Below are 11,716 nucleotides of genomic sequence, written 5' to 3' on the forward strand. Positions count from 1 at the left end.
TAACGAGGCGGCCGGCGAGCGGATACCGGTGCCGCGACGTGCTAGAATCCGCGTCCAGGCTGGCGCCGCGCCCCGCGCGCGGCATCGGGAAACGGCAAGGCATCCCCGCCCAAGCCGTGCTGCCCCCGCAACGGTACACATCCGGTCGCCCCGCGCGACACACCCTGTCACAACCCACGGCGCTCGCGCTGGAAGGGGGCAGGGTGGGGATGGAGCCCGGACACCGACCGGCCTGTCGTCAAGGGAAGCACCGCGGAGGGCGGGCTGAACCGCCTGCCGCGGCCATGGCCGCCCGCGCTTCCCCGTCGCCACACGCCATCCTCGGGGAGGAAACCATGTCCAGCCAGCACACCACGGGGAAACCGTGCGCGTGAGCCGCGCGTCCCTGCCGCTGACCCTGCTCGCGGCGCTGTCCGTGCTCTCCTTCGCCATCGCGCTCGGCGCAGGCTCGGTCGGTCTGTCTGCGGGCGAGCTCGCCGGCGGCGTCGCCGACTGGCTGACGGGCCGCGACAGTTCGCTCGCATCGACCCTGGTCACGTTGCGCGTCGAGCGCGCCGCCGCCGCCTGGCTGACCGGCGCCCTGCTCGCCAGCGCCGGCGTGATGATGCAGGCGCTGCTGCGCAACCCGCTGGCCGACCCCTACGTGCTCGGCCTGTCCGGCGGCGCGTCGGTCGGCGCGCTCGGCGCGCTGATGGCCGGGCTCGCCGGCGCGCTGGTCGATTTGTCTGCCTTCGCCGGCGCGCTCGCCGTCACCGCCCTCTTGTTCGCGCTCGCCCGCGACGGCATCGCCCGCGGCGCGCGCGCGACGCTGCTCTTGCTCACCGGCGTGATCATCGGCGCCGGCTGCGGCGCGCTGGTCACGCTGATGCTGGCGCTGGCACCGGACGAGAACCTGCGCGGCATGGTGTTCTGGCTGATCGGCGACCTCTCCGGCAGCGGCCCGGGCGCGCTGCCGGCGCTCGCGCTCGCCGCCGCGCTCATGTTCTGCGTGACTCGCGCCCGCTCGATCAACCTGATGGCGCTCTACGGCGACAACGCGCTGACCCTCGGCGTCGACGTCGCCCGCCTGCGCGTCGGCCTGTTCGCGCTCTCCGCGCTGCTGACCGCCAGCGCGGTGTCGATGGCGGGCAGCATCGGCTTTATCGGCCTGATCGTGCCGCACGCGTGCCGGCTCGCGCTCGGCCCCGACCACCGCGTGCTGCTGCCGTCGGCCGCGCTCGCCGGCGGCGCCCTGCTGGTGCTGGCCGACACCATCGCGCGCACCGCATTCGCGCCCCTGCAGCTACCGGTCGGCGTGATCACCGCGCTGATCGGCGTGCCGGCCTTCCTGTGGCAGCTGCGCCGCAGCCAGGAGGGCGCGCTGTGATCCGTTGCGAAGGACTGACCCTGAAAGCCGGCGCGCGCACGCTGATCAACGCGCTTGCCTGGCAGGCGAACGCCGGCGAGAACTGGGTGGTGATCGGGCGCAACGGCGCCGGCAAGAGCACCCTCCTGAAAACCCTGGCCATGCTGCATGCGCCGGATGGTGGCCGCGTGCTGCTGGACGGTGCGCCGCTGGGCAGCTTTCGCGCGCGTGAGCGCGCGCGCCGCATCGCCTACCTGCCGCAGGCCCAGCACGACGCGTTCGGCTACCGCGTGCTCGACGTGGTACTCGCCGCGCGCCACCCGCACGACGCCGGCTACTGGGAGAGCGACGCGGAGATCGAGCGCGCGCACGCGGCGCTCGCCGAACTCGACCTCTCCGGCTTCGCCGAACGCGACGTGCGTACGCTCTCTGGCGGCGAACGCCAGCGCGCGGCACTCGCCGCGCTTATCGCGCAGGACGCACCGCTATGGCTGCTCGACGAGCCGAGCGCCGCGCTCGACCTCGCGCACCAGATGGCGCTCGCATCGATGACCGCCCGCGCGCGCGCGGCAGGCCGCACCCTCATCACCGTCAGCCACGACCTCAACCTCGCGCTGCAAGATGCGACCCACGCGCTGTTGCTGATGGGCGACGGGCGCTGGCACGCCGGCGAGACGGCGACGCTCGGCGCCGAGTTGCTCGGCGACTGCCTCGGTTACCCGCTGGAGGCGCTGCGCCACCGCGGCCGCACCCTCTACCTGCCACGCGGGGCCGGGCCATGCTAGGCGGGCTGAGCGCACCGCTGACCGCCGCGCTCTTGTTCACGGGTCTCCTGCTCGACGCGCTGCTGGGCGAGCCGCGCCGCCTGCACCCGCTGGTCGGCTTCGGCCGCATCGCCCTGCGCGTGGAAGGCCTGCTCAACCGCGGCCGCTGGCGCCGCGTCGCCGGTGCCCTGGCATGGGCGCTCGCCGTGCTGCCGCCGGTGTGCCTCGTGCTGTGGCTGCAACGGCTACTGCCGGCGTGGGCAAGTTGGCTACTTGACGCCGCGCTGTTGTGGTTCTCGCTGGGCCTCTTCAGCCTGCGCGCGCATACCGCGCCGATCGCCGCAGCGCTGTCGGCCGGCAACCTGGCCGACGCGCGCGCACTGACCGCACGCATCGTCAGCCGCGACACCGGACACGCCGGCGAGGCAGAGCTGGCCAAGGCCGCGTGCGAATCGCAGCTGGAGAACGGCAGCGACGCGGTGATCGGCGCGCTGTTCTGGTTCGCGCTCGCCGGCGGCGCCGGCGCCCTGCTGTTTCGCCTCGCCAACACCCTCGACGCGATGTGGGGCTACCGCAACGCGCGCTTTGGCCGCTTCGGCAGCTTCGCCGCGCGTGCCGACGACGTGCTGGGCTACCTGCCGGCGAGGCTCACCGCGCTCGCGTACGCGCTGCTGGGCGACACCCGCCGCGCGCTTGCCTGTTGGCGCACGCAGGCGCCGGCGTGGCCCAGCCCCAACGCCGGCCCGGTAATGAGCAGCGGCGCCGGCGCGCTGGGCGTGGCGCTGGGCGGCACCGCCCGCTACGACGGCGTCGACGAGATGCGCCCCTCCCTGGGCGAGGGCCGCGCGCCCAAGGCGGCCGACATCGCCCGCGCCTGGCGTCTGGTCGCGTGCAGCGCGCTTATGTGGTGCACGCTGTTCGCGCTGGCCGCGCTACTCACAGGATGACCATGACCATCCCCTCCCTGCTGCCGCACGGCGGCAACCTCGCCGACGCGCGCCGCCGCTACGGCGACCTTGACTGGGTCGACCTCTCCGCCGGCCTGTCGCCGTACGCCTACCCGGTGCCGTCACTGGCCGCCGACGCGTGGCAGCGGCTACCCGAAGCCGACCCGGCGCTTACCGCCGTCGCGTCCCGCTACTACGGCGCGCCGTCGCTGCTGCCGGTCGCCGGCACGCAGGCGGCGATCCACGCGCTGCCCCGCCTGTTCGCGCCCTGCCGCGTGCTGGTCGCGTCTCCAACCTACGGCGAACACGCGCACGGCTGGCAGCTCGCCGGCCACCGTGTCGAGACGGTCAGCTTCGCCGGCTTCGGCGACGCGCTGGATCGGGCCGATATCGCCATCCTGTGCAACCCGAACAACCCGACCGGCGAGCGCACCGGCCGCAAAGAGCTGCTCGCGTGGGCGGACGCCCTCGCCGCACGCGGCGGCGTGCTGGTGGTCGACGAGGCGTTCGCCGACGTCGACCCCGCGCAGTCGGTCGCTGCCAACAGCGACAGGCCCGGCCTGGTCGTGCTGCGCTCGGTCGGCAAGTTCTTCGGCCTCGCCGGGCTGCGGCTGGGTTTCGTCGCGGCACCTCCCGCGCTGCTCGCCCGCCTCGCCGCCGAGATCGGCCCGTGGACGGTCAGCGGGCCGGCACAGGCGATCGGCCGCGCGGCACTGGCCGACAGCCGCTGGCAGCAGGCGACGCGCGCGCGGCTCACCGCCGACGGCGAACGCCTGCACGCGCTCTTCACCCGCCACGGCTGCCAAACCCGCGGCACCGCCTTGTTTGCCTGGTGGCCGCAGACGGACCCCGCCGACCTGCACGCGCACTTCGCGCGGCACGGCCTGTGGCTGCGCCTGTTCGACAACGCCGCGCGCGGGCTGCGCTGCGGCCTGCCGCCCGATGAAACCGCCTGGCAGCGCCTGACAGACGCGCTGGCCAGCTACGAGGCTCCGCGATGAAACACGCCTTCTGCCAGTCCGCCTTGCTCGCCCTGTTCGCCTGCGGCCCCGCCTTCGCCGCTGTCAGCGCGACCGACGACGCCGGCCACACCGTCACGCTCGCCGCACCGGCCAAACGCATCGTCAGCCTGGCGCCGCACGTGACCGAACTCTTGTTCGCCGCCGGCGCCGGCGGGCGGGTGGTCGGCGCGGTCGAGTACAGCGACTACCCGCCCGCAGCGAAGAAGGTGCCGCGCGTCGGCGACAACCGCCAGCTCGACCTCGAGCGCATCGCCGCGCTCAAGCCCGACCTGATCGTGGTCTGGCGGCACGGCAACGCCGGCAAGCAGCTCGCCCGCCTGCAAACGCTGAACATCCCGCTCTACTACAGCGACCCGCAGACACTCGGGGCCGTACCCGGCGCCGTCGAGCGGCTCGGCGTGCTCGCCGGCAGCGAGGCTGAGGCGCGCGCCGCCGCACAGGGCTACCGCCAGCGGCTGGACGCGCTCACGCGCCGCTACCAGGGGCGCGACAAGCTCTTGGTGTTCTACCAGGTGTGGGACAAGCCGCTCTACACCCTCAACGCGCACACCATCGCCAGCGACGCGATCCGCCTGTGCGGCGGCGTCAACGTGTTCGGCACGCTGCCGGTGACCGCGCCGGTGGTATCGGAAGAGGCGGTGCTCGCCGTGCGCCCCGAGGTGATCGTCTCCGGCGCGAGCAGGCCCCAAGACGACGCGTTCGCGCGCTGGCGGCGCTACCCGTCGCTAGCGGCGGTACGCGCAGGCAACCTGCTGGCGATCGACGCCGACCTGCTCAGCCGCGCAGGCCCCAGGGCGATTGCCGGCGCCGAGCAACTATGCGCCGCGCTCGACACGGCGCGGGCGCGCCGCCGATGAAGGGCCTGCCGTTTCCCGCGCTGATGGTGCAAGGCTGCACCTCGGACGCCGGCAAGAGCACGGTGGTCGCCGCGCTGTGCCGGCTACTCGCGCGCGACGGCGTCGCCGTCGCGCCGTTCAAGCCGCAGAACATGGGGCTCAACAGCGCGGTCACCGTCGACGGCGGCGAGATCGGCCGCGCGCAGGCGCTGCAGGCGATCGCCGCCGGCATAGACCCTGTCTGCGACCTCAACCCGGTGCTGCTCAAGCCGCAGGCGCACGGCATGCAGGTGATCGTCGGCGGGCAGGTGGTGTCCGGCATGGACGCGCACGGCTTTCACGCGTACAAGCCGCAGGCGCTGGCTGCCGCCTGCGCGGCATTCGCGCGCTTGCGAAGCCGCTACCGGACGGTGCTGGTCGAGGGCGCCGGCAGCCCGGCCGAGGTGAACCTGCGCGCGGGCGACCTCGCCAATATGGGGTTTGCCGAGGCGGTCGACTGCCCGGTAGTGCTGGTCGTCGACATCGACAAGGGCGGCGCCTTCGCCCACCTGGTCGGCACCCTCGCCTGCCTGTCCGCGTCCGAACGCGCACGGGTAGTCGGCTTCGTGATCAACCGCTTCCGCGGCCTGCCCGAACTGCTCGCCGACGGCCTCAGTTGGCTAGAACGCGAGGCCGGCAAGCCGGTGCTGGCGGTGCTGCCGCACCTGGACGGCCTCACGCTCGACGCCGAGGACGCGATCGACGCGCGGCAAAGCCGCGGCGCGTTCCGCGTGGTGGTGCCGGCACTGCCCTGCCTGAGCAACCATACCGACTTCGACGCGCTGCGCGCGCATCCCGGCGTCGACCTCAGCTACGCCCGCGCGGGCCAGCCCTTGCCGCCAGCCGACCTGATCGTGCTGGCCGGCAGCAAGGACACCCGCGCCGGCCTCGCCGCACTGAAGGCGAACGGCTGGGACGCCGACATCCACCGTCACCTGCGCTACGGTGGCAAGCTGATCGGCGTGTGCGGCGGCTTCCAGATGCTCGGGCAGAGCGTCGCCGACCCGGACGGCGTCGAAGGCCCGGCGGGGACGGACGCGGGGCTTAAGCTGCTGGAGATGGACACCCGGCTGGGAGCCAGCAAGCGCCTCGCGCGGGTGGCGGGGCACTGCGCCTTCGCCGACGCGCGCGTCGAAGGCTACGAGATGCATATGGGGGTCAGTAGCGGCCCCGCGCTGACACACCCCGCCTTTATGCTGGCGGACGGGCCGGAAGGCGCGCTCGGCGCGGACGGCCAGATCCTGGGCAGCTACGTGCACGGGCTGTTCGACCATCCCGAGGCGCAGGCGGCGCTGCTTCGCTGGGCAGGGATGGCAGACGCGCAGGCGGTTGACCTCGCCGCCCTGCGCGAAGCGAGCCTTGAGCGGCTCGCCGACGCCTGCCTGCCGCTGTACCGCGCGCTGCAGGGGCTGGGGACGAATTGATTACAGGCTTCGCTCGAAGTGGCCGACCAGCACGCGCAGCGCGTCGGCGTCTTCTGCGAGCGCGTCCACCGCGTCGTCGGTACGGCGCAGGCTGTGCGCGTTCTGCTCGCTCGCCGCGCTGATCGACTCCATGCTGCGCGCGACGTCGGCCGACGCCTGGCTTTGCTGGGCAAGCATGGTCGCGACGTCGCCGGCGGCAGCGGTGACCGCGTCGGCCGACAGCAGGATGTCGGCGAACACGCCGTGGCTCTCTCGGATCAGCGCTCCGCCCTCATCGACGCCGGTGGCCGCCTGCTGGGTCGACACCAGCGCGTCGCCGGTGCGCCCGACGATGGTGGAAATCGTGCTGCCGATCTTCTGCGTGCTCTCGCTAGTGCGCTCGGCGAGCTTCCTCACCTCGTCGGCGACCACCGCGAAGCCGCGGCCGGACTCGCCGGCGCGCGCCGCCTCGATCGCCGCGTTCAGCGCCAGCAGGTTGGTCTGGTCGGCGATGTCGCGGATCGCCTGCGTGATTTCGCCGACCGCGGCGACGTCGCTGCCCAACGCGTCCATCAGTTCGCGTGTCGCCTGCATGCGCGGCGCCAGCGCCTCGGTCACCGCCAGCGTCGAGCTCATCGAGCGCTGGCCCGCTTCGACCAGCGCCCGGGTCTGCCCGGCCTGGCCGGCGCTACGCGCTGTCGCGTCGTGGATCTCGCGCACCGACGCCGACAATTCTTCGAGCGCCGCGGCGACCGCCGCGAGGCCGTCCGCCTGTTCGCGCTCGCGTGCGCTGACTTCGCCGACGCCGCCTCTCGCCAACTGGGCGCGCTGGCGGATCCGCTCGGCGCCGGAGACCACGTCGGCGATGATGGCTCGAAGGCCCACCTGCATCGACTTCATCTCGATCAGCGCGCCGGAGAACTCGCGCGGCGCGCGCGCATTAATCTCGAAACGGAAATTGCCCTCGGCCAGTTGCTGCAGCGCATGGCGCAAATCGCGCAGCGGCCGGGTCAGCCCCGCCCAGAACCAGCTGGCCAGTGCGGCCGCGAGCAGTAACGCGGCCGGTGCGGCCAGCCACACGGGCACGCCCAGCAATTCGACCAGGCTGGCCAGCGAAACCGGCAGCACGGCCAGCAGCCCGACGCGCACGGCCAGTGCGGTTTGCGTACGGTAGCGGGTTGGGGACAGGGTCGCCTCGCGCCGGCGTACCGCCGCGTACAGGGCTTCGGCCGCGCGCACCTCCTCCGCCTTGGGCAGGCTGCGCACCGAGCGGTAGCCGACCTTCTGCCCGGCCTCGTAGACCGGCGTCACGTACGCCTCGACCCAGTAATGGTCACCGTTCTTGCAGCGGTTCTTGACGAGGCCGCGCCACGGCAGGTCGGCCTGCAAGGTCCGCCACATGTCGGCGAACGCCTCGGGCGGCATGTCCGGGTGGCGAACCAGGTTGTGCGGCTGGCCGATCAGCTCCTCGCGAGTGAAGCCGCTGATCTCGACGAAGGCCGGGTTGACGTAGACGATGCGGCCCTTGAGGTCGGTGCGGGAGACGATGGGAAGCTTGGGGTCGAGCCTATGCTCGACGCCGGTGACGGGCTGGTTGACGCGCATGCCAAGACTCGCAGGAAGGGAAAATCAAACAAAGCCAAAAATCTTATACAAAATATGATATTTGGCTTTTTATATTGATTCAACCGCACCATTGGCATGGTTTTGCTTGAAAGACAGCCCTGCCCGCCGCCTCAGCGGCAGGGCTGCACGCCCCAACCGGCACGGCCGCGCCGGCAGGAAAAATCCTCGCGCAGCGTGTCGATCCGCCAGCGTCCGTCGGCCGTGCGGTTGACGTCGAAGCGCCAGCGGTTGCCACGCACGCTGTCGTCGAGCAGCCCATCGCGCACCACGATGACGCGCGCGTGATCGAACGCTTCCGGCCGGCTGTGCTGCTCGATCTTCAGCGTCGAATACTCGAAGCGGCCCGCTTCGCCAAGCCGATGGCCGAGGAAGTCGACCACCACCTGTACCGGCAGCTGGCCGGCCTGCCCGGTATACGGCAGCCTGGCCTCGTCGCTATACGCGGCGGCCGGCGCTGAGAGCGCGCAGCCGAGCAAGATTCCGATCAATTTGCGCATGCTTGTTCTCCCGTTCATCGCAGCAGCGTCCACAACATCTGCGTCGCCATCACCGCCATCAGCAAGGCGAACGCCTTTTTCAGCTTCGCCACCGGCAGCCGGTGCGCGGCGCGCGCGCCGATAGGCGCGAGCAGCACCGTCATCACCATCAGCACCAGCATCGCCGGCAGGTAGATGTAGCCGGCCGCCCCCCAAGGCAGGCCCTGCTCGCCCCAACCGGTATAGAGATAGCCCAGCGCGCCGGACAGCGCGATCGGCCAGCCCAGCGCGGCACTGGTGCCGATCGCGGTGTGCACCGGCACGTTGCACCAGTTCATGAACGGCACGCTCATCGAGCCGCCGCCGATGCCGACCCAGCTAGAGACCATGCCGATCAGGCTGCCGGCGCCGAACTTGCCGGCGGTGCCCGGCATCTCGCGGCTGCCCTTGGGCTTGGCGCCGAAATACATCTGCGCGCCGATGATGTAGGCGTAGAGCACGAAGAACCAGCGCAGGGCGGCGCCGGGGATCCAGCCGGCAACCAGGCTGCCGGCGAGCGTACCCGCGACCATCGCCGGCGCCATGCCCCGCACGATGGTCCAGTCGACCGCGCCCTTGGCGTTGTGCGCACGCACGCTGGAAAAGCTGGTGAACACCATCACCGCGAGCGAAGTGCCGACCGCCAGGTGCTGCACATGCCCCTCGCCCAGATGGGCGGCGGAGAGCACGCCGACCACCACCGGCACGATCACCAGCCCGCCACCGACGCCGAGCAGCCCAGCGAGGAAACCCGCGGCGGCGCCGCACACCAGCAATACCACAATCAACGACAGGGACAGCATCAGCCGAAATACTCCATGATGAGTGCCCATTGTTCGGGCGTGACAGGGGTGATGGACAGGCGGTTGCCGCGGCGCAGCACCTGCATGGCCTCGAGGCCGGGCTCCGCGCGCAGCCGTGCGGGCGACACCAGCGCCAACTTGCGCACAAAGCGCACGTCGACGCAGTGCCAGCGCGGCGCGTCCGGCGTCGACGCCGCGTCAAACCACGGGCTTGCCGGGTCGAACTGGCTGCTGTCCGCGTGTGCGGCCGACACCACCTCGGCGACACCGGCGATGCCGGGCGCCGGGCACGACGAGTGCCAGAACAGCACCAGGTCGCCGACGTGCATCGCGTCGCGCATCATATTGCGCGCCTGGTAGTTGCGCACGCCTGTCCACTCGAACGCGCGAGCAGGTTCCCTCGCTAGGTCGTCGATCGACGTGTCGTCCGGTTCCGACTTCATCAGCCAGTAAGCCACTTCAATTCCTTCTGCAAAGCACAATGCCGGCGTCAAGCCGGCATTGTGTGGGGGTGGGCACCCCGGCGCAAGCCGGGTTCGCCCTCAGCGGAACACGTCGCTGAGCACGTCGGCGATCAGCATGCTGCCGAGCGCGACCAGCACCAGGTCGCGCCCGGCGACCTGCCACTCGTACCCGGAGTGCTTGGGCAGTTCACTCAGCAGCGGCATCGGCACTGCCTTCTTGGCGATGCCCGGCGGCAGCGGCTTGCCGCGCGCGAGGTTCTTGCGGATGCCCGGCGGTAGCGCCGAGTAGCCACCCAAGTCCAGATGGCGCTCGCCGATGATCGCGCGCACGGCGGCGGCGGTGATGCCGGCACGCACCAGGTCGCGGGCGGCGTCGGCGCTGTCGTAGCCCGACGCGGCCTGGCCGTGTTTCTGCGGCTTGCCATGGCCCTGGTGTTTCTCGGGTTTGCCCTTACCTTCGGGCGGCGCAGCCAGCGCGGGGGTAGCACCGAGCACGAGTGCCAGGGTCGCGCATACGGCGTGACGCAATAAGGCTTTCATCAGGAATTCCTTTCAAGACCGGCAATACAGCCCGCAGCTTAAACGCTCAGCGCCAGCGCTGCCAGCCACCCGGCCCCAGCCGGTACAGGCCGGACTCGGTCAGCAAGGCGTCGAGGTGGACGTCCCACGGCTCGCGCGGCACCCGTGCGACGCGCTGGCAGTCGTAGCAGACGCCGACCAGCCACGGCCCGCCGCTTCGCCGGCGGCGGTAGGCGAGCGTCGCGTCGTAGAAGCCGCCGCCCTGCCCCATCCGGTAGCCGTCGTCGTCGACGCCCAATAGCGGGACGAACAGCACGTCGAGCCGCTCGGCGCGCGCGAGCGGCCCGTCATACTCGACGATGCGGTAGCGCGGATGAAGGAGCCAGCGGTCGGCGCCGCCGACCCGCGCGAACCACATCCGGCGTCCGCGCGCGGGGATGCGCGGCAGATAAAGCCGCGCGCCGCGGAACAGCGCCGCGCTCATCAGGGGTTCGAGGTCGATTTCAGAGCCGGCGGCAAGATAACCGCCGACGCGCCGGCCGCGGCCGGTGAGCCGCGCACCGTGGCGCGCGAGCGCATCAGCGGCCGCCAGCCGTTCGGCGCGCGGCTTGGCCATGCGCACCCGGCGCAGCTGCCTGCGCAGCGCCTGCTTGTCGGCGGCAGTCGATGGGCTCATCGGGAAAAAGGTAAAGCGGGAGAGGGAGCCCCCCGCGAGTGGCGATCCGGCGAAATTCGCTTGAACCCTTGGACAAAGGGGGTCATCGGCCTTGCACTTTGGGCGCTTCCGACAAGCGGAGCGACACGCCGGTACACGTTAACGCCAACAACCAAAGCGAACACATTGGTTCAAGGAAATTATGTGCCTTCTCGCACACCGCAGGGGGATTAACCGGTGCAGTGCCCGCCGGCGTCGGCCGGCTGGGTCTGGCCTAGCGCCGCGTCTGCGGCCTCGACCATTGCCTGTATTCTACGTTGAAACTCGGCCATCTCCAAGTTTTCACCGACTTTTGTCTTAAGCAGATCGTGCGCGATATTCAGCGCGGCCATGATGGCGATCTTGTCGGTATCCATGATCCGGCCCGAACCCTGGATCTGCTCGATCTTGTCGCCGAGCAGGCGCACCGCCTGGCGCAGCGTATCCTGCTCCTGCGGCGGAGTCGCGATGGTGAACTGGCGGCCCAGCAGGTTGACGTCGACCTGGACGAGGTTGCTCATGCCGTCTCCTCCGCGTCGCCCGGCAGCCGGCCGATCAGGTCGGCGACCCGGTTACGGGTCTCCTCGACCAGAAACTTGAGCTCGGCGTTTTCCTTGAGCACTTCGGCCAGCACGGCCGCCATCCGCTCGTTCTGTTCGTCGAGTTCGCGTACCCGCGCGATCAACGCGCCGACGCGGCCTTCCAGTTGTTCGAATTCGGTATCCATGGCGGCGAGCAT

14 protein-coding genes, 1 other RNA gene and 1 riboswitch are annotated in these 11,716 nt (G+C 71.2%); of the genes, 6 read left to right on the forward strand and 9 right to left on the reverse strand.

Features of this window, described 5'->3' with window-relative positions:
- Positions 1 to 42: 42 nt before the first annotated feature.
- Positions 43 to 246, forward strand: a riboswitch (cobalamin riboswitch).
- Between the two features lie 124 nt (positions 247 to 370).
- The 6 genes from GZH52_RS12780 to GZH52_RS12805 are packed head-to-tail and all read left to right on the forward strand — an operon-like array spanning position 371 to position 6,377.
- Positions 371 to 1,366 (forward strand): FecCD family ABC transporter permease, encoded by a 996-nt coding sequence (locus GZH52_RS12780; protein WP_349290659.1) that lies wholly within the window; start codon positions 371 to 373, stop codon positions 1,364 to 1,366.
- Positions 1,363 to 2,130, forward strand: a complete 768-nt coding sequence (locus GZH52_RS12785) for an ATP-binding cassette domain-containing protein (protein ID WP_163316841.1) — start codon at positions 1,363 to 1,365, stop codon at positions 2,128 to 2,130. Before GZH52_RS12780 ends, GZH52_RS12785 begins: the two co-directional genes overlap by 4 nt.
- Complete coding sequence (gene cbiB, locus GZH52_RS12790) at positions 2,124 to 3,056, forward strand: adenosylcobinamide-phosphate synthase CbiB (RefSeq protein WP_163316842.1); 933 nt, start codon at positions 2,124 to 2,126, stop codon at positions 3,054 to 3,056. The genes GZH52_RS12785 and cbiB overlap by 7 nt, the downstream gene beginning before the upstream one ends.
- A gap of 2 nt (positions 3,057 to 3,058) precedes the next feature.
- Positions 3,059 to 4,057: a threonine-phosphate decarboxylase CobD gene (gene cobD, locus GZH52_RS12795; protein ID WP_239058122.1), complete on the forward strand. Its 999-nt coding sequence runs from the start codon at positions 3,059 to 3,061 to the stop codon at positions 4,055 to 4,057.
- Positions 4,054 to 4,935: a cobalamin-binding protein gene (locus GZH52_RS12800; protein ID WP_163316843.1), complete on the forward strand. Its 882-nt coding sequence runs from the start codon at positions 4,054 to 4,056 to the stop codon at positions 4,933 to 4,935. Before cobD ends, GZH52_RS12800 begins: the two co-directional genes overlap by 4 nt.
- Positions 4,896 to 6,377, forward strand: coding sequence for a cobyric acid synthase (locus GZH52_RS12805; protein WP_239058123.1), 1,482 nt, complete (start codon positions 4,896 to 4,898; stop codon positions 6,375 to 6,377). Before GZH52_RS12800 ends, GZH52_RS12805 begins: the two co-directional genes overlap by 40 nt.
- Here GZH52_RS12805 and GZH52_RS12810 read toward each other — a convergent pair whose 3' ends face one another.
- From GZH52_RS12810 to GZH52_RS12850, 9 genes are all read right to left on the reverse strand, one after another.
- Positions 6,378 to 7,961: a methyl-accepting chemotaxis protein gene (locus GZH52_RS12810; protein WP_163316844.1), complete on the reverse strand. Its 1,584-nt coding sequence runs from the start codon at positions 7,959 to 7,961 to the stop codon at positions 6,378 to 6,380. It abuts the gene before it with no gap.
- Between the two features lie 131 nt (positions 7,962 to 8,092).
- Positions 8,093 to 8,479, reverse strand: a complete 387-nt coding sequence (locus tag GZH52_RS12815) for a hypothetical protein (protein WP_163316845.1) — start codon at positions 8,477 to 8,479, stop codon at positions 8,093 to 8,095.
- A gap of 14 nt (positions 8,480 to 8,493) precedes the next feature.
- Positions 8,494 to 9,300: a sulfite exporter TauE/SafE family protein gene (locus tag GZH52_RS12820; protein ID WP_163316846.1), complete on the reverse strand. Its 807-nt coding sequence runs from the start codon at positions 9,298 to 9,300 to the stop codon at positions 8,494 to 8,496.
- Positions 9,300 to 9,758: an EVE domain-containing protein gene (locus GZH52_RS12825; protein WP_163316847.1), complete on the reverse strand. Its 459-nt coding sequence runs from the start codon at positions 9,756 to 9,758 to the stop codon at positions 9,300 to 9,302. Before GZH52_RS12825 ends, GZH52_RS12820 begins: the two co-directional genes overlap by 1 nt.
- 84 nt (positions 9,759 to 9,842) lie before the next feature.
- On the reverse strand, positions 9,843 to 10,304 hold the full coding sequence (locus GZH52_RS12830; protein WP_163316848.1) for an anti-virulence regulator CigR family protein: 462 nt from the start codon (positions 10,302 to 10,304) through the stop codon (positions 9,843 to 9,845).
- Positions 10,305 to 10,350: 46 nt separating this feature from the next.
- Positions 10,351 to 10,959: a 5-formyltetrahydrofolate cyclo-ligase gene (locus tag GZH52_RS12835; RefSeq protein ID WP_163316849.1), complete on the reverse strand. Its 609-nt coding sequence runs from the start codon at positions 10,957 to 10,959 to the stop codon at positions 10,351 to 10,353.
- A gap of 25 nt (positions 10,960 to 10,984) precedes the next feature.
- A non-coding RNA gene (gene ssrS, locus GZH52_RS12840) (6S RNA) lies at positions 10,985 to 11,169 on the reverse strand.
- Positions 11,169 to 11,498 (reverse strand): cell division protein ZapA, encoded by a 330-nt coding sequence (locus GZH52_RS12845; protein WP_163316850.1) that lies wholly within the window; start codon positions 11,496 to 11,498, stop codon positions 11,169 to 11,171. The genes ssrS and GZH52_RS12845 overlap by 1 nt, the downstream gene beginning before the upstream one ends.
- Positions 11,495 to 11,716: a hypothetical protein gene (locus GZH52_RS12850; protein WP_239058128.1), complete on the reverse strand. Its 222-nt coding sequence runs from the start codon at positions 11,714 to 11,716 to the stop codon at positions 11,495 to 11,497. The genes GZH52_RS12845 and GZH52_RS12850 overlap by 4 nt, the downstream gene beginning before the upstream one ends.

Source organism: Crenobacter caeni, assembly GCF_010435965.1.
Lineage (GTDB): Bacteria > Pseudomonadota > Gammaproteobacteria > Burkholderiales > Chromobacteriaceae > Craterilacuibacter > Craterilacuibacter caeni.

Bases quoted from the DNA above. Each gene is read 5' to 3' on its own strand.
- GZH52_RS12820 (WP_163316846.1), bottom strand. From the start codon at position 9,300: ATGCTGTCCCTGTCGTTGATTGTGGTATTGCTGGTGTGCGGCGCCGCC.
- GZH52_RS12850 (WP_239058128.1), bottom strand. From the start codon at position 11,716: ATGCTCGCCGCCATGGATACCGAATTCGAACAACTGGAAGGCCGCGTC.
- GZH52_RS12830 (WP_163316848.1), bottom strand. From the start codon at position 10,304: ATGAAAGCCTTATTGCGTCACGCCGTATGCGCGACCCTGGCACTCGTG.
- GZH52_RS12815 (WP_163316845.1), bottom strand. From the start codon at position 8,479: ATGCGCAAATTGATCGGAATCTTGCTCGGCTGCGCGCTCTCAGCGCCG.
- GZH52_RS12845 (WP_163316850.1), bottom strand. From the start codon at position 11,498: ATGAGCAACCTCGTCCAGGTCGACGTCAACCTGCTGGGCCGCCAGTTC.
- GZH52_RS12810 (WP_163316844.1), bottom strand. From the start codon at position 7,961: ATGCGCGTCAACCAGCCCGTCACCGGCGTCGAGCATAGGCTCGACCCC.
- GZH52_RS12805 (WP_239058123.1), top strand. From the start codon at position 4,896: ATGCGCCGCGCTCGACACGGCGCGGGCGCGCCGCCGATGAAGGGCCTG.
- GZH52_RS12800 (WP_163316843.1), top strand. From the start codon at position 4,054: ATGAAACACGCCTTCTGCCAGTCCGCCTTGCTCGCCCTGTTCGCCTGC.
- GZH52_RS12835 (WP_163316849.1), bottom strand. From the start codon at position 10,959: ATGAGCCCATCGACTGCCGCCGACAAGCAGGCGCTGCGCAGGCAGCTG.
- cobD (WP_239058122.1), top strand. From the start codon at position 3,059: ATGACCATCCCCTCCCTGCTGCCGCACGGCGGCAACCTCGCCGACGCG.
- cbiB (WP_163316842.1), top strand. From the start codon at position 2,124: ATGCTAGGCGGGCTGAGCGCACCGCTGACCGCCGCGCTCTTGTTCACG.